Origin of the sequence: Neiella holothuriorum (assembly GCF_019457915.1) — a bacterium.
In the GTDB taxonomy this organism is placed as follows: Bacteria; Pseudomonadota; Gammaproteobacteria; order Enterobacterales; family Neiellaceae; genus Neiella; species Neiella holothuriorum.
In genome coordinates this window covers 20,084-41,655 of the sequence record NZ_JAHZSS010000006.1, presented here as the reverse complement: position 1 = coordinate 41,655, position 21,572 = coordinate 20,084, and the positions used below count along the sequence as shown (strand labels likewise).

16 protein-coding genes are annotated in these 21,572 nt (G+C 46.3%); 12 read left to right on the top strand and 4 right to left on the bottom strand.

Annotation, left to right across the window (positions count from 1 at the left end; all coding sequences use genetic code 11):
* Positions 1–118: 118 nt before the first annotated feature.
* From K0504_RS06805 to K0504_RS06755, 11 genes are all read left to right on the top strand, one after another.
* Entirely contained in the window at positions 119–1,537 is a 1,419-nt protein-coding gene (locus K0504_RS06805; RefSeq protein WP_220103424.1) for a glycosyltransferase family 2 protein, read from the top strand.
* Positions 1,538–1,590: 53 nt separating this feature from the next.
* On the top strand, positions 1,591–2,550 hold the full coding sequence (locus K0504_RS06800; protein ID WP_225918012.1) for a glycosyltransferase: 960 nt from the start codon (positions 1,591–1,593) through the stop codon (positions 2,548–2,550).
* Positions 2,547–3,422, top strand: coding sequence for a glycosyltransferase family 2 protein (locus K0504_RS06795; RefSeq protein WP_220103423.1), 876 nt, complete (start codon positions 2,547–2,549; stop codon positions 3,420–3,422). Before K0504_RS06800 ends, K0504_RS06795 begins: the two co-directional genes overlap by 4 nt.
* Positions 3,423–3,674: 252 nt before the next feature.
* The gene (gene cysD, locus K0504_RS06790) at positions 3,675–4,583 is read left to right on the top strand and encodes a sulfate adenylyltransferase subunit CysD (RefSeq protein ID WP_220103422.1); all 909 of its coding nucleotides are present in this window, start codon (positions 3,675–3,677) and stop codon (positions 4,581–4,583) included.
* A complete protein-coding gene (cysN, locus tag K0504_RS06785; RefSeq protein ID WP_220103421.1) occupies positions 4,583–6,007 on the top strand; it encodes a sulfate adenylyltransferase subunit CysN in 1,425 nt (474 codons plus the stop codon). The genes cysD and cysN overlap by 1 nt, the downstream gene beginning before the upstream one ends.
* A gap of 200 nt (positions 6,008–6,207) precedes the next feature.
* Positions 6,208–7,935, top strand: a complete 1,728-nt coding sequence (locus tag K0504_RS06780) for an SLC13 family permease (protein WP_220103420.1) — start codon at positions 6,208–6,210, stop codon at positions 7,933–7,935.
* 15 nt (positions 7,936–7,950) lie between these two features.
* The gene (gene cysC, locus K0504_RS06775) at positions 7,951–8,553 is read left to right on the top strand and encodes an adenylyl-sulfate kinase (protein WP_220103419.1); all 603 of its coding nucleotides are present in this window, start codon (positions 7,951–7,953) and stop codon (positions 8,551–8,553) included.
* 97 nt (positions 8,554–8,650) lie between these two features.
* Positions 8,651–9,415 (top strand): 3'(2'),5'-bisphosphate nucleotidase CysQ, encoded by a 765-nt coding sequence (gene cysQ, locus K0504_RS06770; RefSeq protein ID WP_220103550.1) that lies wholly within the window; start codon positions 8,651–8,653, stop codon positions 9,413–9,415.
* Between the two features lie 1,013 nt (positions 9,416–10,428).
* Positions 10,429–13,404 (top strand): TonB-dependent receptor, encoded by a 2,976-nt coding sequence (locus tag K0504_RS06765; protein ID WP_220103418.1) that lies wholly within the window; start codon positions 10,429–10,431, stop codon positions 13,402–13,404.
* Positions 13,405–13,586: 182 nt separating this feature from the next.
* Complete coding sequence (locus K0504_RS06760; protein WP_220103549.1) at positions 13,587–14,534, top strand: ROK family protein; 948 nt, start codon at positions 13,587–13,589, stop codon at positions 14,532–14,534.
* 241 nt (positions 14,535–14,775) lie between these two features.
* Positions 14,776–17,937 (top strand): hypothetical protein, encoded by a 3,162-nt coding sequence (locus tag K0504_RS06755; RefSeq protein ID WP_220103417.1) that lies wholly within the window; start codon positions 14,776–14,778, stop codon positions 17,935–17,937.
* Between the two features lie 79 nt (positions 17,938–18,016).
* Here the strand turns inward: K0504_RS06755 and lipA are convergent, their stop codons facing one another.
* From lipA to K0504_RS06735, 4 genes are all read right to left on the bottom strand, one after another.
* Positions 18,017–18,982 (bottom strand): lipoyl synthase, encoded by a 966-nt coding sequence (gene lipA / locus K0504_RS06750; RefSeq protein ID WP_220103416.1) that lies wholly within the window; start codon positions 18,980–18,982, stop codon positions 18,017–18,019.
* A complete protein-coding gene (gene lipB / locus K0504_RS06745) occupies positions 18,975–19,631 on the bottom strand; it encodes a lipoyl(octanoyl) transferase LipB (protein ID WP_220103415.1) in 657 nt (218 codons plus the stop codon). Before lipB ends, lipA begins: the two co-directional genes overlap by 8 nt.
* 27 nt (positions 19,632–19,658) lie before the next feature.
* Positions 19,659–19,925, bottom strand: a complete 267-nt coding sequence (gene ybeD, locus K0504_RS06740; protein ID WP_220103414.1) for a DUF493 family protein YbeD — start codon at positions 19,923–19,925, stop codon at positions 19,659–19,661.
* A gap of 129 nt (positions 19,926–20,054) precedes the next feature.
* The gene (locus tag K0504_RS06735) at positions 20,055–20,567 is read right to left on the bottom strand and encodes a lactoylglutathione lyase family protein (RefSeq protein WP_220103413.1); all 513 of its coding nucleotides are present in this window, start codon (positions 20,565–20,567) and stop codon (positions 20,055–20,057) included.
* A gap of 111 nt (positions 20,568–20,678) precedes the next feature.
* On the opposite strand from K0504_RS06735, the gene K0504_RS06730 reads away from it, so the two are divergent.
* Positions 20,679–21,566, top strand: a complete 888-nt coding sequence (locus tag K0504_RS06730; protein WP_220103412.1) for a LysR family transcriptional regulator — start codon at positions 20,679–20,681, stop codon at positions 21,564–21,566.
* The last annotated feature ends 6 nt before the right edge of the window (positions 21,567–21,572 follow it).

Sequence of the window (21,572 nt, the reverse complement as noted above, 5' to 3'; positions counted from 1 at the left end):
TTCGAGCTTGCTCAGGCGACTAGTTAATTCTCTGGTGTCTATTTCAGCATCTAGTAGTAAGCCTCAAGTGTTGTTGATTAAAGCTTCTCAAAAGCTAAAGCCCCTAGTCTTGGATCTTATGAGTAGCCAGCAATCAGATATCATCGCGTGGCAGTTTGCCGATGATTATATCTGCAGTGAAATAACACCTGAGTGCTGTTACTGGTCATTTATTCATGCTGGCGACCGCCTAGCTGCCAACACTTTTGCCCACTTATCAGCCGCAATGGAGCAAAGGCCTGAGGCGCAAATTTTTTACAGTGATCATGATTACTTGAACCTTGTTGGCGAGCGTTCTTTGCCGCAATTTAAGCCAAGCTGGAATTTTGATTTGCAACTGACGACCAATTACGTCGGAACCACCGGATTTTGGCAGCTAACCTTAGAACAACTAAGTGATATTTTGTCCGGGCGGGACACTATTAGATGTGCATTGTACAATTTGACCACAGCATGTGCTCTAGCAACATCTGACAGTGGCGAAGTAACTGGCTCTAAAAAAATAGTACATATCCCGCGAGTACTGTTTCGGTTAGGGGGGCAGCCTAATTCAACATTAAACGATGACGTAACGCTAACTCCGGATAATCTAATTTCCCTGGGTTTACCTGAGCAGCCGCTATTCGATGAACACGGTTGCTTACGTATTCATTGGCCTCTTCCTGATGAGAAGCCGCTGGTTAGCTTAATCATCCCTACCAAAAATGCGTTGAAGCTTGTTAAAACATGCATCAACTCGATTCTAGAAAAGTCTGATTATGATAACTTCGAGATTCTGCTCGTTGACAATCAAAGCGATGATTCAGCTTCACTAAAGTATTTTGAGCAGTTAAATCAACACCCGAAAATTCGAGTTTTACGATACGATCAACCCTTCAATTATTCAGCCATTAACAACTTTGCCGTTGAGCAAGCTCAAGGTGAGATTATTGCCCTGGTAAACAACGATATAGAAGTAATTGATGGCAACTGGTTAACTGAAATGGTTAGTCACGCGGTGCGACCAGGAGTGGGCTGTGCGGGAGCCAAGCTGTTCTATTCCGATAACACAATTCAACACGCGGGTGTGATTATTGGTTATGGCGGTGTTGCTGGGCATGCACATAAACATTTCCCCATGCATCATCCTGGCTACATGAATCGGCTTCAGGCGGTACAAAACTTTAGTGCAGTTACTGCGGCTTGCTTGGTGGTAAAGAAAGACATCTATCATCAAGTCGGAGGGCTAAACGAGCGCGATTTAACGGTAGCGTTTAATGACGTCGATTTTTGTCTGAAAGTGCAGGCGGCAGGTTATCGCAATGTTTGGACGCCTTACGCTCGCTTATATCACCATGAAAGCGTCTCGCGCGGCAGTGACCAATCTGGTGCCAAGCTGAAACGCTTTGAAGCTGAAATTAACTATATGAAAACCACATGGAAGACAGACATTCTTCCTGATCCCGCATATAATCCCAACCTAACATTAAAGCGAGAAGACTTTAGTTTGCCCGAATAGCGCAGATTAATGGTTAAACTCGCTACTATCACAAGGATGTGATGTTTAGCCACATGGATTCATTATTCGCTACAGAGCAACTAAGGACAGCCGTTAGCCCTATGCTGATGGAAACCAGAAAGCAATCAGACTTCGTCGTTTACTCTCACTTTCACTTGGAAAATATTCAGGTTGAGAGCATCGTCGGTATGGCTGTTTATGCAGGCGATCGAACTGACTGGGTTGAGTTAGCTGTTCAAAGCGTGCTTAACCAAACTTATCGCGATTTTTTGCTCTGTGTTGTTATTGACGGGCCAATTAACGACGAAATGCGAGTTTTACTTACCGCACTTGATAAGCAACAAAAACGCTTGGTTCTGATTGAAACTCAAACTAACTTGGGCCTTGCGGCATGCATGAATGGCGTGATTGATTATGCGAGCACCTACTCGCCGCGTTATTTCTTTCGCATGGACTCTGATGATATCTGCTTTCGGGGCAGGCTTGCACGGCAAGTCAAATTTCTGCGCAACAACCCTAATGTAGATATCGTCGGCTCATCTTTGGTAGAAATTGATGAAAACGGCAAGGGTGTTGGGCGCAGAAAAATGCCACAGCAACATCACGAAATAATGCGTTTTATGACCAAGCGCTGTTCGCTGAATCATCCAACAATCGCCATGCGTTATCGCACTTTTGAGCAAGGCTTTCGCTATAACCCCGATTTAAGCAATACGCAGGACTATTTTTTATGGGTGGATTTAGCCGCCAACGGTTTTGTATTTGCAAATATAGACAAGCCCTTGCTGAAGTTTCGTCGAACCAAGGGCTTCTTTAAGCGCCGAGGTTTGGCTAAGTCGTTAAACGAGTTTCGCGCGCGCCTGTACGCCATGAAAACGCTGAAACGAGTTAGTCCCGGCAATTTGTTTTATGCCTGCTCGGTTCTTTTTGTTCGCATGTTACCGCCGAAATTATTGAAAATCGCCTACAAAATCGATCGATTAATACTGCATCTATTGGTTCGAAATAAGTGATTGTCGCGGTCGTCGTAGCCTATTTTCCAAGGTCAGAACAGCTAGAACATTTGATCTGCAACTTATCTGAGCAGGTTGCCGGCATTGTGGTGGTCGATAATACGCCTAAAGCTAATGCCGCGCCTGATTGGTTTTCATCCTCAAATGATCCACATGCTCGTTGGTTAGCTCTTGGCAGGAATGTTGGCATTGCACGAGCCCATAACCTAGGCATTGAAGCCGCAAAATCAATGCAAGCAGAACAAGTCATCTTGTTTGATCAAGACAGCCAAGTTAATACTGGCTTTGTTGAGGGCTTGGCCGTGGCTGCGAACAGTTTAAGATCTCAAGGTATCCAGCTTGCCTGTATTGGCCCCCGGCCGTTTTGCTTGCACGAGAATAAAGAGTCTAAACCGAGAGTTCAGTCACCTTTGGGTAAATTCGGAGAAGTAACCTTAGTACGGCAAATTATCGCATCGGGCATGCTTATTCGTTTGTCAGATTTTGATCAAGTTGGCCCTAAAGAAAGCGGCTTGTTTATTGACGGTGTTGATCATGAATGGTGCTGGCGGGCTTTAGCTAAAGGCTTTTCGGTGGCGGTATGTGAGACCGTCAAAATGCCTCACGTACTGGGAGATAGCCGAGGCGGTTTGCTAGGGCTCTCCTACAAAGTAGGTAGCCCCGAACGCTTGTATTATCAGTTTCGAAATATATTAGTGCTGAGCCGCAGACCATATGTACCGCTCTATTGGAAGGTTCGAAATTTGCTGGCTATGCCGATTCGCTTTCTATTAATGAGCCTGTTTCAAGCACCAAGATATAAGCGTTGCAGATTAATGTTGAAAGGAGTTTGGCACGGCTTGGCAGCTAAATCTGGCCCACTAGACAAGTAATTGGCTGTATTTACGCTACTGCTATCATGAGTGAACATAGAATAAAAAAGTATAAAAATTTATCTTTATATAACTATTCCAAACTTATCTTTTCCTTGTGATTGAAATCCTTTATATTTGCCCCTCGACTAAGGCTCTTTCACAGGATGTGCTAGCGCCGTATTGATGAGATCATAATCACATTATTCCTAGTGTGATCCGAATTCATTGGTTAGACTCCTGAACTAGGTTAGCTGGACAAAGATATTGCATATGGATGCTCATACCCTTACCCACCTTAAGGCTCTCGAAGCCGAAAGTATTCACATTATTCGCGAAGTAGCGGCTGAATTTGATAATCCAGTCATGCTTTATTCCGTAGGTAAAGATTCTGCTGTGATGTTGCACCTGGCGCGTAAAGCTTTTGCTCCGGGTCGCTTACCGTTTCCTTTGCTCCATGTCGACACCGACTGGAAATTCAAGGAAATGATTGAGTTTCGGGATCACATGGCCAAGAAGTATGACCTTGATCTGTTGGTTCATAAGAACCCAGAAGGCATCGCTATGGGCATGAATCCGTTTGATTTCGGCAGTGCTAAGCACACTGACGTGATGAAAACGCAAGGCTTGAAGCAGGCATTGGACAAATATCAGTTTGATGCCGCTTTTGGTGGTGCTCGTCGTGATGAAGAGAAATCGCGCGCTAAAGAGCGGGTTTACTCGTTCCGCGATAAGAACCATCGCTGGGATCCAAAAAATCAGCGCCCAGAGTTGTGGAATATCTACAACGGCAAAGTGAACAAAGGCGAAAGCATTCGCGTGTTCCCGCTGTCCAACTGGACTGAGCTGGATATCTGGCAATATATCTACCTCGAAAATATTGAGATTGTACCGTTGTACAAATCGGCAGTACGCCCAGTGGTTGAACGTGATGGCACCTTGATCATGGTGGATGACGAGCGTATGCCATTGGCTGAGGGCGAAGTGCCAATGCAAAAAATGGTGCGTTTCCGTACATTAGGCTGCTACCCGTTAACTGGCGCTGTTGAGTCTGAAGCGACGACGTTGCCAGAAATTATTCAGGAAATGCTGCTGACGAAAACATCAGAGCGTCAAGGCCGAGTCATTGACCATGATTCCGCTGGCTCGATGGAGCAGAAAAAGAAGGAGGGCTATTTCTAATGAGTCACGCATCAGATTTAATTGCGGAAGATATTCAGGCCTACCTGAACCAGCACGAACACAAAGAACTACTGCGCTTTCTAACATGCGGTAGTGTTGATGATGGTAAAAGCACCTTAATTGGTCGTTTGTTGCATGACTCCAAGATGATCTATGAAGATCAGTTGTCAGCCATCAAAAAAGACTCACAAAAATTCAATACCACTGACGAAGAGTTTGATTTAGCGTTATTGGTTGATGGTCTGCAGTCTGAGCGTGAGCAGGGCATTACCATTGATGTTGCATACCGCTACTTCTCAACGGACAAACGCAAATTCATCATCGCTGACACCCCTGGTCACGAGCAATACACTCGTAACATGGCCACAGGTGCATCAACCTGTGATTTAGCCATCTTAATGATCGACGCCCGTCATGGCGTTCAGGTTCAAACCAAGCGCCATAGCTTTATTGTGTCTTTGCTGGGTATTCGTCAAGTTGTGGTTGCCGTCAACAAAATGGACTTGATGGGCTTCTCTGAAGATGTCTATAACAAGATCAAAGCGGACTACGAAGAGTTTGCTAAGAACTTGAATATTCCAAGTATCAAGTTTGTACCCATTTCGGCTTTGAAAGGCGATAACGTAGTCGAGCGCAGTGACCAAAGTCCTTGGTATCACGGCGAAACCTTAATGTCGATGCTCGAAAGCGCTGAGATCGCCGCTGCGCGTAACCTGACAGACTTCCGTCTGCCAGTTCAATACGTGAACCGTCCGAACCTCAACTTCCGTGGATTCTGTGGCACCATTGCCGCTGGCATGGTTCGCGTTGGTGATGAGATCACGGCGCTGCCGTCCGGTAAAAGCTCAAAGGTTAAATCGATTGTCACCTTCGAAGGTGAAATCCAAGAAGCCTACGCGCCAATGGCCATCACCCTGACGTTAGAAGATGAAATCGACATCAGTCGTGGCGACATGATTGTTCATAGCAACAATCAACCGGAAGTTGCCGGATCGTTGGATGTTCATATTGTCTGGATGTCAGAAGATGCGTTAGTCGCCAACAAGCAGTATGACTTTAAGGTGGCCACCAAGACGGTGACTGGCTCAATTGCCGATATTCAACATGTAATTGATGTGAATACCTTAGAGCATGACGAGTCTGCTGTGCGGTTAAACTTGAATGAGATTGGTCGTTGCCAATTACATTTGAATCAGCCGGTCGCGTTTGATGCTTACGACAAAATCCCTGGCACTGGCGCGTTTGTTATTGTTGATCGCCTGACTAATGTCACTGTTGGCGCAGGTATGATTGCAGGTAAAGGCCAAGATGATAAATCTGGCGCCCAGGCAACGTTCAGTGAGTTTGAATGGGAGTTGAATGCTTTAATACGCAAACACTTCCCACACTGGGACTCTAAAGATCTGCGAGAGTTGCTGAAGTAACCTCAACTTGGGATAAGCCAAGCCAGCCTGCACAGCACTTTTAGCGCCTAACCTCGTTAAAATCAATGCAATAGGCTGGCTATTGGCTTGTGATTTTGCCTTGTTAGGCATCTAAAATTGCCGCACTGGCTAATGCCTTTAGCCTCCGGAATGTATAAGTTAACGACATTGACTTTCTTATCCCAAGCCGAGGTTACCAAATGACGCTCGATAGCTGGCTGGTGGTAGCAATTTTTGTTGCTACCCTAGCCGGTTTAATTCGCTTTCAAAAACGGCCAGCAAAGGTATTTTCCTGTACCTTGTTGGCCGTGTTTAGCCTCGACTTGGTATCAACGGAGCAAATGCTCTCTAGTCTGGTTAACCCCGGACTGATGACCCTCATCCTGCTCATTATCTGTTCATTCGCACTCGAGAAAACGCGTTTCTTGCGCATTGTCGCAGCTACCGTAATCAAGCCCGGTTTTAAGTTAACTTGGCTTCGGCTGTTTGGCACCACGGTGTTTTCATCAGCATTACTCAACAATACCGCCGTCGTTGCGACACTAATTGCCCCTATTCGCAGTAATCCGCATCACCCCGCAGGCAAGCTACTGCTACCACTTTCCTATGCTGCCATTCTTGGCGGTACGCTGACTTTAATCGGCACCTCAACCAATTTAATCGTCGATAGTATGTTGTACGAATCGACGGGCCACAGACTCGACTTTTTCGCCTTTATCTCGGTGGGGATTTTGCTAGTTGCCGCCGGTGGTTTTACGTTGTTCTTCACCAGCCGATGGTTACCAGGCACCCGAGTGACCGAAGAGGACTCTGTTGGTTACTTCCTCGATGCGCAGGTGCAGGCTGGCTCTGCAATGATCGGCAAGTCGGTCGAAGAAAACGGCCTTCGTCATCTGGAATCTTTATTCTTGGTGGAAATTGCTCGTGGCGAACGATTAATTTCCCCGGTTACGCCAGCAGAAATGATTCAATCAGGTGATCGCTTGGTGTTCTCAGGCGACATCTCAAAAGTGATGCAACTAAGTCAGTTCGATGGTTTGAAGACCTTTGCCGATGAAAGCGGCATGCTCGCGTCGAACCTTACTGAAGTGGTGGTGCGCCCCGACAGTTCTTTGATTGGTCTAACCCTTAAAAATGCAGGCTTTCGAGCGCGATTTGACGCCGCCGTTGTTGCCATGCGCCGCGACGGCCAGCGCCTGTCCGGTAAGCTCGGTGACGTTAGAATTCAAGCCGGTGATTTTCTTGTTTTAGCGGTGGGCCCAGACTTTTCATCACGCAATAACTTAACCAAAAACTTCATCGTAATCTCTGGTGTGGCACCTGAGACCCGCCTAGCCGGTAAACGCGAATGGATTGCCGGGCTTGGTTTTTTGGCTGTTGTGGTGCTAGCAGCTACCGGAACTTTGAGCTTACTCAAAGGTTTAATGTTGTTTTTAGCTGTTCTCTATTTCACTGATTGCCTAAGCTTAAACGAAGTACAGCGACGCTTGCCACTTGATATCTGGTTAGTGGTTGCTTCAGCCTTGACGTTGGCACATGCGTTAACGAATACCGGCATGGTGAGTGAGTTCGCCACGCTGTTTGCTGAATCGCTTGGTGACAGTCAGATCTATTTGGCCTTTGCTGGTGTCTACTTACTGACCCTGGTACTAACGGAGTTGGTCACCAACAATGCAGCTGCGGCTTTAGTTTTTCCCATGTCCTATGGGATGGCACTTGGTTTTGGTGTAGACCCCATGCCCTTTGTCATGGCGGTGGCCTTTGGGGCTAGCGCAAGCTTTATCAGCCCGTATGGTTATCAGACCAACTTGATGGTGTATAACGCCGGGCAGTATCAATTAAAAGATTTTTTACGCGCCGGTCTGCCGGTATCACTGGTGTACAGTGCGGTGGTGCTGCTAGCAGTACCTTATTTCTTCCCTTTTTAATGGTGGGACTAGAACATGGCTGAAAATATTGTTTGGCACGAACATAAAATTACCCGTGAGCAACGCAATAAGCTTTGTGGACACAAGTCTTGTGTACTGTGGTATACCGGTTTGAGTGGCTCTGGAAAATCTACCGTAGCCAATGCTGTTGACGAGTTATTGCATAAGCGTGGTGTTCATACCTACGTGCTCGACGGCGATAACGTGCGTCATGGTTTAAATGGCGATTTAGGCTTTTCTGATAAAGAGCGAGTGGAAAATATTCGCCGTGTGGGTGAGGTGTCAAAACTGTTTGTTGATGCAGGCTTGATTGTTACTACGGCGTTCATCTCGCCATTCCGAGCCGATCGTAAGTTGGCGCGCAAACTCTTTCCTGAAGGCGAATTTGTCGAAGTGTATATTGATACACCGCTGGACGTTTGTGAAAGTCGCGATCCGAAAGGTTTATATAAGAAAGCTCGAGCTGGCAAGATCCCACATTTCACGGGGATAGATTCGGCCTATGAAGAGCCTGAAGCCGCAGAAGTTCGAGTTGAAACCAGTGGCCGCGACGTACTTGACTGTGCGCACCAAATTGTCGCCTTTCTGGCCGACAATGGTTACCTCGACGCTGAGTAATACTGAACCTAAGACTCTAGGGCGCTTGCTTGCGCTCTAGCGTTTTAGGACAACCATCTATCACTATTTTTACAAGGACGACTTAATGTCTGATTTAATTAACCAGGCTCTGGTTAACGACGTTATTGCGATCGCAAAAAAAGCCGGCGCAGAAATCATGAGCATCTATCAGCGAGATTTTTCTATTTATGAAAAAGACGACAAAAGCCCGCTGACTGAAGCTGATCTGGCTGCTCATAAAGTGATTGTGGCAGGCTTGCAGCAACTCGCTGTGTTCTATCCTATTTTGTCTGAAGAGAATGCCGACATTGATTGGGCGGAGCGTCAGCAGTGGGATACATACTGGTTAGTAGATCCTCTGGATGGCACGAAAGAGTTCATTAAGAAGAATGGCGAATTTACCGTCAATATAGCTCTGGTAAGTAACGGCGTGCCGATCATGGGTGTTGTATACGCGCCGGCAACCGACATTTTGTATTGGGGAGCCGAGGCCTTCGGTGCATACAAACAAGTTGCTGATGCCGAATCTGTTGCGATAAAGGCGAGCAAAGCTTCTGCAGGTGAAACTGTCAAAGTGGTTGGTAGTCGTTCACACCCAAGCCCTGATATGGCCGCTTACCTTGAGCAGTTTGATCAACATGAAATGGTCGCTATGGGTAGCTCATTGAAGCTGTGTTTAGTTGCTGAGGGTGCGGCGCATGTTTACCCACGCTTAGGGCCTACTTCCGAGTGGGACACGGGCGCAGCCCATGGCGTAGCGCTGCAAGCCGGCGCACGAGTTGTTACGGTAGAAGGCGAGCCATTGACCTACAACCAAAAAGAATCGGTGTTGAACCCTTACTTTATTGTTGAGCCGATTTAACCCGTCGATTGTTAGAGTCGAATCCAGAAAAGCCAGAGCGTTTGTCTCTGGCTTTTTTATTGGTGCTGCTTTCCATTTAAATATGGTTTTTTCTAACGGTTTAAGGGGATTGAACATAAACACGTTTAGTCAAAACCTGAAGCGTATTGTTTGACCAATTAAAGTGCTAACCGAAGGCAGGATTAGTGTTATCTAAATGTTAATGAGACGTTTTGGAAAGGTTGCTGAGTGCTGTTTGGTACGCCAGATTGTGCAGACATTGTGTAGTTTAACTTTATGATTTAAATGCATAAAAAATCCAGATTTGCTCCTTTTTTGCTGCACAGTTCGGGCACATCGCGGGATCTGTCACATTTGAGATAAATACTAGTCCAATTTTTTTGAACTAAGTTAAAAGTGTGAACTAAAGCAATAAGTTTGTGTTCTTTTGTTACCAGTTGTGGGGTGGGTGTCATCAACCTAAATTAGCTGCAATGCCTATTGGTAATAGCATTTGGTTAGATCGTTACGGTTGTCTTTGGCAGGTATCCTGGGCTTTTCAATGGCACCTGTATCAGCGCTATTCGGGGGGATAAGTCTTATAGGTAACGCCTAGCGGGCGGCTATCTTTGATGGTTTTTTAAACGTCTTTTGTTCACGTTCCTAATTTAATTTTTGGTCAGTCCAATAATGCGCCCACTTAATGTTGCCAGGATGTAAATTTCCCTGAGAGGCCTAATATTAGGGGCTTTGTTACGCTCCATACCCCTCGGTTTCGGTCAGGCCAAAATACTTTTTATACGTTGGTCATGCCGAATGGTCATTCCAATTTCGATTCTTTCAACATTTTTTAATCAATTTACGCCTGTTTTTCGAAGATTTTTATCAAAATCCCCCATTTTTGAAACCCGATAAAGGCTGGTGCAGTATCGCCTCGGTTATCGCGTGTTGCGCTAACCATCACCATTTGAATTTGTGAGTGTGACCGACCGGATTTCCTAAATAACAAAGGTCACGCAGCAAGGGGAAAAAGTATGCAATTTAGACTTTCGAAAATTGCCGTGGCGGTGCTTTCTGCATCCACACTATCTTTGGTTTCTGCCGCTTATGCTGCAGAAGAAGAGTCTCAATTACCGGCAGATGATGTCGAAGTAATTCAAGTTAGCGGCATTGCAGGCAGTATGGCCGAATCCGCTCGTCAAAAGCGTTTCTCGAATCAAATCGTGGACGCCATTGTTGCAGAGGATATCGGTAAACTTCCAGATAACAACATTGCTGAAGCGTTGCAACGTATTACAGGTATCTCAATTAGCTCTGATTTTGGCGTTGGTGAATCCGTCACCATTCGCGGTATTTCTGAAAACCGAGTGGAGTTAAACGGCCGCTCGACTTCGGGTACCGGTCGTGGCGGTATCAGCTTGGATGATTTTCCATCGAGCTTTTTGAAAACTGTATCTGTCATTAAGTCGCCAACAGCAGACATGATTGAAGGTGCCTTGGGTGGTACGGTCAATATGGAAACGGTTCGCCCATTAGAGCTGCAAGAGCCGCTCGTGGCGATGACGCTTGATGGCGAATATGCCGATAAAACAGAAAATTTTGCGCCTAAGTTAACGTTTGCTGCGGGCAGAAACTGGGATTTAGGCAATAACGGTACGTTTGGTGCAAATTTTGTTTTCTCATACTTGGATCGTGAAATTCGCCAAGATGAGTTCCAAACAAAGGTTAACTCAACTGAAAGCATCGATGGTTTTGAAGAGGAGGCGCTGGGTCCAAATGGTACATTCCAGTACCGCAGTGAAAACACAGTTCGCCTGAAAACTGAAGATCGAGAGCGCACCGCTTATGCCGCATCATTCCAATGGGCACCAAGCTCTAATGAAGGCAATATCTATTTAGATCTGAGTTATTCAGAGTTATCCGGTGGGCAGGCAGGCTACGACTTTCTTGATGTCGGTGGTACCGTTACCGCGAACGAAAATACTTCCCAAACGTCAAATGGTTACTTAACTGACTATGACTTGGTTGGTGCTTTTGTTATTCCAAAAACCGAGAGTGACTTTGCTGAAAATGACAGTTATTCGCATGCTTTAGGTGGCGAGTGGCAGTTAAGTGACAGGTTAAAAGTATCTTCTGAATTTGCCATGACTGGCGCAGAAGAAAATGGGGTGAACTCGCAGTTAAACCTGCGCCCGGTTGATCTCGACACTTACTACGAAGCGCTTGAGTCTGATCCAACGGCCAGCCCTGGCGATTACATGAACAAGGTTACTGCCACTGTTTCTCATGAAAGCGACAAGGTTTCTAGTGTTGTTTATGACGATCCAGACTTGCTCACCAGTGGCGACACCATGGTGGTTCGTGAGTTCTTTTACGATGAATACAAAACTGAAACCGATGAGAAGGCATTCCGTTTTGATGCCGAGTACGCAGAGCCTATGGATCTGGACTGGATTTCATCGGTTCAGGTAGGTATTCGTCTTACTGATAGTTCTTACGAATACAACCAAGCAACGCTGTACATGGATCCTGATGAAGAAACCAAGTTTGGTGATGCCTATAAAAAGGCCATGCAAGTTGATGACAATGGTAATGAAACAGATTATCACGCGGCCCAAACCTCAACAGATTCATTTAGTGGCATTATCGAAGTAAATCATGACAACCTGTTTGACCAAGCTGGTTTCGCTGGCGAGAACATGCTTGCGGGCACCGTCAATGCTTATGATGCGGAGTTGCTACGTGATGATCCAAATGGAACCTTTGAAAAATTCCAGGCGCTTTGGGTTGGCACGACCTACGAAACCACGGGGTCTTTGCAAGACAACTTGGTCGAAGATGTAGGCGAGTGGAAGAAAATTGAAGAAGAAACCCGTGCGGTTTATATGCAATTTAATTTGGACTTTGATGAACTAACGGCCGTTGTTGGTGCGCGTTACATCGAGACTGATTTAGATTCGACCATCATTGAAGACACAGGTTATTCGACCGGCTCCAATGATTACTCAGACTTCTTGCCAAGCCTGAACGTCAGCTACAGCATTTCTGACGATACCATCGCTCGTTTTGCCGCCGCCAAAGTGATGCGCCGAGCTGCGTTTACCGAGCTAAGCCCTGCGTATAGCATTTCAGGTACAAGTTACCTGACCGGCACACAGGGCTCCTACGAGCTGGACCCATATCGCGTCACTCAATTCGATATGTCATTAGAGCATTACTTCGGTGACGGTGGCTTGGTTTCTGGTGCGGTATTCTATAAAGACGTTGAGTCGTTTACCGTTGAAAGCACATACTGCTACGCGGATAGCCGCACGGTGAATAACCAACAAACTGATGAACAGTGGAGCACTGTGTGTTTGCTGGAAAATGCTGGTGAATCAACCTCCGATATCAATACTGCGTCAGGTATGGGGCTCAGTGATTCAGAAGGTATGGCTTACGTTGAAGGAATGAAAGATGCCGGCTTGACGGGGGTGATTGTTTCTCGTGATGTTAACGGCGGTAGTGGTGAGGTTGTTGGTTTTGAATTGGCTTATCAACAAACCTTTAACTTCTTACCGGGTCCTTGGGCCGGTTTAGGGATGAGCACGAACTATACCTACGCTCACAGTGAGCAGCCAAACGGCCTGCCATTGGAAAATATCTCAGACCATTCATATAACCTTCAGTTGTACTGGGAATGGGAAGGCTTCCAAACACGCTTGGCATACAACTGGCGTGATGAATTCCTCGATGATGAAGACTACGGTAAGCGTCTTTGGGGTGCGGGCTCTGTGGGCTTAGGCTATGACAGTGAGCGTGTTGATGTTACCTCTGGCAACAGCTACCGCAAATCACGTGGTCAGTTGGACTATTCAGCAAGTTATGATTACAACGAGAACCTGACCTTCGTTGGTAACGTGGTTAACTTGACGTCAGAGCCACTGGTTTACAAAACTGCACGTGGTGACGATTGGCGGATCACCGAAGCTGACCGTCGCATTACCGTGGGTCTGCGCGCTAAGTTCTAATGACCTTGTTGAGTTAAGTCGCATTTAGTGGCTTCTCATAGCGCATGATTCCGTTGCAAAGCGAGCCTTTTAGGCTCGCTTTTTTTGTATAAACCCAGTGCGCTTGGTCTCGGTTTTTCATGCCGCGTTGGCTGTTGTCATCACCGATGGTTAGCATGACCTATCTATCGAATGGGCACACCATGGAGCATTTAGTGAGCAAGCAACAATTGCGAATCGGTATTGATCTTGGCGGCACAAAAATAGAGTGTGTAGCGCTTGATGCTACAACCGGAAAAGCGCTTTGGCGACAACGCACGTCGACGCCGCGCCATGATTATCAAGGCACAGTTGCAGCTATTGCGAACTTAGTACACCAAGCCGAAGCCGACTTGAGCAAAAGCTATCACGAAAATGGGACGGTAGGCGTCGGTATTCCAGGAACCGTTTCTGCAGCTTCGGGCTTGGTAAAAAATGCCAATTCTACTTGGCTGATAGGACAAAATTTACAAGCAGATTTACAACACGCCTTGCTCCGAGACGTGCGGCTATCAAATGATGCCAATTGCTTTGCTGTCTCAGAAGCGGTGGATGGAGCCGGTGCCGAGCATGATGTGGTGTTCGGCGTCATTCTTGGTACTGGTGTCGGTGCGGGGTTTAGTGTGCATCGACAAGTTTGGCCCGGCATTAATGGTGTTGCCGGAGAATGGGGCCACAACCCTCTACCTAGATTGACCGATGATGAGTTTGCTCATCAGCAAGATTGTTTTTGTGGCCGCCGAGGCTGCATTGAAACATGGCTCGCTGGGCCCTCATTTGCTCGCCTTTATCAACTCGCGGGTGGTGAAGCACTCCTGCCGCCAGCCATCATTGAGTTAGCCTCAAAACAGCAGCCATTGGCCGTGAAAGCGTTTGATGAGTACTGCCAGCGTTTAGCCAAGTCACTGGCGCATGTGGTGAACGTCCTTGATCCCAGCATTATCGTACTAGGCGGCGGTATGTCGAATATTGACGTTCTTTACCCCAAGATCAACGCCATGCTGGCCGACTGGGTGTTTGGCGGCGAATGCGACACTAAGGTTGTGAAAAATATTCACGGTGATTCAAGTGGTGTGCGCGGTGCGGCTTGGCTTTGGGGCAATAACGCATAAGGTTGCGCTAGCCAATAAAAAAGCCAGTCGTTTGACTGGCTTTTTTATTGATGCATCCATGTTTACCGCAAGGACGGCATCTTTGTAAGTCACCATTTACAGAGTTGTGAAACTTTTGTTGGTGATGAAACTCACTGAATTGAAATTCAAATTTGATGAGGCAAAAGTATCGGAGTAGCCTCCTCAAATAATACAAGAAAGCGCTTACATGGCGATATTGTATATTTCAAAGGAGTGAATTGTGTTGTGTCATAAAGCTATTGTTGCAGGGTTGTGCTTAGCCCTTGTTGCTTGCGGGGGAGGTGGTTCAGACTCTGCTACGCCATCAACGCCATCAACGCCATCAACGCCATCAACGCCATCAACGCCATCAACGCCATCTGAGCCAACAGAAGACGAAGTTAGAATTACAGAGTTGTTGGCGGAATACGAGAAGCAAAATTACAGCATGGTTGGCGGAGACATAATAAGCAACTTGGGTCATGACTATGTAGGCCAAATGTCCGGTATTATGGTCGAAGGTCTAGAGTACTTCACAAGTACGGGTTCGCACGGCTACACAACATTTAATCAATATTCTGAGATGCTTGAATATGATGGCACCGAAGGGCAAACCACTCATTTTTGGTTAGGTTCAATTGAGTTTCCCGCAATGCCGTCGCCACGAAGCATGTCCCTGTTTAGTTTGGTAAAAACCTTTAACCAGCAAAGCAATGAAGTCGTTAACTTAACTCGGTTGTTAATGGCTATAGACACGAATGAAAGCCAGTCGAGCCTAGTTAATATTGGTGAGGAAGTACGACAAGCCCTCTTCGAATCTGGGCTCAGCTTTGCTGATTTGAATCGTTCACCATCAGATTTTTCTCAGCTTTCCTCTACAACGAAGCTGATGTCCTTACTTGCGATTAATGAGTTGCCTTCATTAGAAAACGTTACAGCCTATTTCATGCGCTACATGAATCAATCGATGGGCTCCGATGGCGATTTCCAATGGCTTCATGCCGGAGGGCATTATGCCGAAGATTTTGACGGTGACGGGGTCCTAAACAATGCTGATGAGTTTCCTTGGGAGCAATCTAGCCATAGCTTGGCGCAAAGGCAAAAAGTAGATGTCAGCAACGTATTTATTGATGGAAATGGTGTCAAGCGATACGCATTGGATAAAGAGGCTCAAGTACTATTTATTGCCGATTATCTAGGCAATTTAACGAGCTATGACTTACAAACAGGAGTGCCAATTAGCCATATCCAATTTGATGAAGTCATAGCCGGCATTGCTGTGAAGCCTGGGGCTGAAGAGATATTAGTTGCAACGGTTCCGTCTTATGCTTACCTAGACATGTACCCGACTATGTCGAGTGAAAACAGCACCGTACTTGCGCTTAACTATCAGTTTAATCTACTTAAAACTATGCAACATGATGGTCTAGTGTTCGACATAGCCTTCGATTCTGAACAGACATTTCTGATATCAATATTCAACGGACTCAATAGTGAGCGTACCTTGGCAAGGTACCGTTACGATACGCTTGAGTTAATGGCGGAAGTTGCCTACCTAGGTATGGCCGAGGACTTTTTAAGCGTTAGTACAGAGTTAGCTGTATTGTCGGGTGATCAATATTTCGCAGTCTTTGGGGTAGGAGAGGAGCTGGAATATGTTGGTTACGGAACGACTCCCACCCCTCAGGAGCCTGTATATATTGATGAAGCTGAGCGTAGAATTATATCGACTTATGGAAGCGCAATTGACTTACAGGTAACTGTCGGTAGTGACTTAATTGGTGGAGAGCCATATCAATTGATCAATTTGTCGAGTTACGACTCGCAGGGAGTGATCACTTCCCCTTTTCTCGATGGCGCTACTCTGGATACTGAAACCCGTCAAATCATTTTCGGCGACTACGAAGGCAATGTGTATTTTGTCAATGCAAGTAGCATGGCGGAGTCATCTCACCAGAATTTACAGCTTTTCGAACAAGAAAGTGTTATTTCTTCTGTAAGTCATGTTATTGACGTTGTAGATAATCGAGTGTTTTTTATCAGGCCTCTTGCTGATGGAAGTACGCAAGTAACAAGCTTTAATCATCCCTGTGGGGAATGTGCCAGCAGTCAAGCCCCACAAGCACAAATTGCTGACATACCCTCACCAACCACGGTGCAGGATGTTATTGAATTTGATGCGTCGGCAAGTTTTGACACAGACGAAAGCGGAGAACTTTTATACCGCTGGGATTGGAACAATGATGGTACCTGGGATACTCCATTCTCATCTTCCAGCACCTATAGCAATAAGTTCGATTACTCAGGAGATCGAACCATCAATGTACAAGTCAAAGATAGTTCTGGATTGGTTGCACAGCAAAGTCTCAACTTCAATTTGAGTTATGGAGAGAATGCGGGAGCGTCTCCTGAATCTAGTGTTCTATCTGAAATGCCAGATAATTTTATTTTGTTTGATGCCGTAATAGATGATGAGACCAATATTATTTATGTATCTGCTGGCTATTTAGGGGCTGTTTACGCTATCGATGCTAGCAGCGGTGCGATTCTGAACAAGTATCAGTTTAGGTATATGCCAGAGCAAATGGCCATTGCGGATCGCACTCTGTACGTCGGTATGGGTCCTTGGGGATGCCAATATCCTTCTTCAGTTAATTGTGACGTTGAGCCGATAAAGCCAAATGAAGGCGTCATTGCAAAGCTCAACTTAGATACAGGTTCATTCTATGACGCGTATAAGGTGGAATTAACGCCGGGTTCATTGCTTGTCGATAACAACAGGCTTTACATCACACCGCACTTCAACTGGTATTACAAGGATAGTTACCGAAGTGTTGGGGCTGTTTATGATGCGAAAGAGAATGAGTTGCTGAGCGACTTTACCGTAGACAACTATTTCGATCATGGCTTTGTTCAATTACTAAAAATTCGTTCGGGAGACTTTGCTGAACCTACGGCAAGCTATGCCGATTTGCGGGCCTACTCAGATGGCGATAATCAAATACTGGCAACGTCGTTTGCCTATTGGCAACTCCGGCAAAATGTGTGGATGTTGCCAAATTCAGATCTTGCTTTTAGTGCAAATCCCGGAGTTATCTATCACCTAGATGATCCCGAGAATTATACTAGCGTGGAAGGTGTGGAGTATTTGTTACCACTAGATGTCGCTATAGATGAGGCGAGAGCTATCGCTTATCACAGTTTTGATAATGGCTCCGTTAATAACCCTGAATTTGGCATAAACATCATCGATGTTGAGCAAGGACTATTGCTTGACACCGTTGAAACACAAGGTAGTGCACGATGGCTATTTACCTCCGGTGACAACTTGATTTTTTTGGAATTAGAAGATGATAGCGACGCTAAATATAGCCTTCGAAAACTGCAGCTAACAGGGCCTTAAGCTAGCCTGACTGTCACAATAGAGCCAATAAAAAAGCCAGTCGTTTGACTGGCTTTTTCTATTTAGAGTAAGTAGTTACTTACTTCACTTCTTCACCGGCAGCTTGTTTGTCTGCGTGGTAGCTTGAGCGAACTAGTGGGCCACAAGCGGCATGCTCAAAGCCCATGTTATTGGCTCTGTCGCGGAACATATCGAAATCGTCCGGATGCACATAACGGGTGACGGGCAAGTGATGCAAACTTGGTTGCAAGTATTGTCCAATGGTCAGCATGGTGGCGTTGTTGGCACGTAAATCTTCCATAACCTCCAAGATCTCATCATTGGTTTCGCCTAAGCCAACCATCAAGCCTGACTTGGTTGGAATCTCTGGGAACATTTCTCCAAAGCGACGAATTAACTCTAGCGACCACTTATAGTTGGCGCCCGGACGAGCCTGCTTGTATAAACGCGGCGCAGTTTCCAAGTTATGGTTGAATACATCTGGCGGATGCTTGGCCAGCGCTTCAAGCGCAACATCCATACGGCCACGGAAGTCGGGGACCAGAATCTCAATTTGAATGTCTGGACTATGGCGGCGAATGGCCTCAACACAAGCGGCAAAATGAGCAGCGCCACCGTCACGCAAATCATCGCGGTCAACCGAGGTGATCACCACGTAGCGCAAACCCATGTCAGCAATGGTGCGGCCAAGCTTTTCGGGTTCGCCTTCATCTAACGGCAATGGTTTACCATTGGCAACGTCGCAGAATGGGCATTTACGGGTACAAATATCACCCATGATCATGAAGGTTGCGGTGCCCTTATGGAAACATTCTGCCAAATTCGGGCAGCTTGCTTCTTCACATACCGAATGCAGGCCGTGTTTGCGCATGCCGGCTTTTACTTTTTCGATATTGGCGCTGTTTGATGGCAGCTTGATTTTCATCCACTCAGGTTTACGGAGCAGCTCGGCCTTTTCGCTGGGCAGCACGGTAATGGGGATATGCTGGACCTTATCGGCATCGCGCTTCTTTACGCCAGCTTCATTTCTCACAGACTTAGTCATTTACAAGGCTCGGTAATTCATCTTTATAGTCGGTTGTTGCATGCCCTAAGCGCTCAGCGAGTCGTTGAGCGAGTTTGGCCGCAGCGTCGTGTGTGGTGGCGGGGCCGCCCAGAGTTGAGCTCTGAGTCATTGCCATGCCGGCATAGCCGCATGGATTAATTGTTAGAAACGGCTGCAAATCCATGTCGACATTCAATGCCAAGCCATGAAAAGTACAGCCTTTACGCACGCGCAGACCGAGCGAAGCTATTTTGGCTTCATCAACGTAAACGCCGGGTGCGTCGCACTTGGCATAAGCGTTAATTTGGTATTGAGCTAGTAGCTCAATGATGGCCTGCTCCATGTGCGTGACCAGATCGCGCACGGTGATTTTTAGCCGCCGCAAATCCAGTAATAAATAGATAATTAATTGGCCGGGACCATGATAGGTCACTTGGCCACCACGATCAGCTTTCACAATGGGAATATTGGTTTGACTGAGGATATGTTCCTCTTTGCCGGCCTGACCCAAGGTAAACACAGGATCGTGTTCAAGTAACCAGAGCTCATCGGGTGTCTCTGGCCCACGCTGATTGGTGAAGTCCTGCATCCATTGCCAGCATTGCTGATAAGGCTGCTGGCCAAGGCTGCGGATAATCAATGAACTCACGTGACGACTCGCTACGCGTTAGTGGGATTAGAGTACATAACGTACTAAGTCGATATCGCCAAGGGCAACATACAGCGTTTCAACGTGCTCTTTGCTCGTCACGGTGACGTCAATGGTAACACTGTGGTAATTACCTTTGCTGCTGGGCTTCACTTTGGGAGCGTAGTCACCTGGCGCATGTTGCTGAATGACTGCAATAATTTTTTCGGGTAATGACTCGTCGGCAACGCCCAATACTTTAAAGGGGAAGTTGCAGGGGAAGTCGAGTAATTCACCAAATTTGGTATCCATCATTTGCTCCAAATGCGCGCTAAATAATCCAGTGGAAGCCGGTAGATGGGGATTCTATCACGAAGTTTCAAGAGAAAGATAAACTGTGACATGGCTCAGAGTGCAGTTGGGCACTCTGAGTTATTGAGTCAATTAGTTATATGCACCGCTTGAGTAATGCAACTCGTAGCTGTGGCTATAAATTTCCAGAATGTTACCGAATGGGTCTTCCATGTAGATCATGCGGTAAGGTTTTTCACCTGGGTAGTAGTAACGCGGTGCTTTCATCCGCTTTTTACCGCCTGCTGCAACAATCTTCTCTGCTAAGCCTTCTACATCTGGGTCTTGTACACAGAAATGGAACACGCCGGTTTTCCAGTATTCGAAGTTGTCTTCAGGGTTTTCTTGGTTATCGAACTGGAATAATTCAACGCCAATGCGATCACCAGTAGACATATGGGCAATGCGGAAGTGCTTCCAGCCGGCGCCAAAGACGTCGGTGCACATTTCACCAATGGCAGAGTCATCTTCATTGACGTCCGTTGGCGGCATGATGAGATACCAGCCCAGTACTTCTGTGTAGAATTTTACTGCTGCTTCTAAGTCCGGCACAGAAATGCCGATGTGAGAAAAAGTACGAGGATAAGTTTTAGCTTGTTCGGTCATGGGGTTTACCTGTAAAAGTCGATGTCAACGAGGAGAAGTTTAGACGGACAAAGTTAAAAATATAAATTATGATTCATCATCATTCTGATAATTTATATTTATGGTGTCGTTTTGATACATCCTAGCTACTTGCGAACGTTTATTGAGCTTGGCAAAACTAAGCATTTCACCCGCACCGCTGAAAACTTGTATATGACGCAGCCGGGAGTCTCGCAGCATGTGAAAAAACTCGAGCAGTGGTTGGGCAAGCCCTTGTTGCATCGAGATGGCAAGCAGTTTGAATTTACCGAAGCGGGCGAGATGCTATTGCAATTTGCCCAATCACAATTCAGAGCAGAGCAATCATTTCGAGATTCTGTGCACTATCAGCAAACATTGGGGGGCCATTGCAAGCTAGCTTGTTCTGGTGGCCTCGCGCTGCAGATCTACCCTCTATTACTTGATATTCAACAGCGCTACCCAGACTTTAGGTTTTCGTTAGAAGCTGCGCCGGAGCGAACAATTATCCGAGAAGTTAAAAGCGGAGAGATTGAGCTGGGTATTACCAGTGAAGTCGTTCAGGATGCGGCTATTAGCCAGCAGCTATTTGGCTCGGACGAATTGTGTTTAGTTGTTCCGCAAGGGGTAAACGGAGATTGGAGCACGCTAAAAGAATTGGGTTTTATTAATCACCCTGACGGCTACCAATTTGCAACAGCAGTGTTGTCATCTAACTACTTTAAAGAATTTAGCGGGATGGAGCTTTTGCCTGAGCGAGGATTTATCAATCAAATTGGACAAATCTTGATCCCTGTATCGCGAGGGATTGGCTTCACAGTGGTGCCCCGATCGGCATGGCAAGCTTTTGAGCTTAGTGAGCAGGTTGATGTGGTGCCATTAAGTAGTCCGGTTCAACAACCGTTATATTGGACCCACAAACGTCGAAAGCCGCTGCCACAGCGTTATGAAATGATTATTGAGAAGATCGAGCTGCAAGTTCAATCGAATCTAGAAAAATAAAAAAGC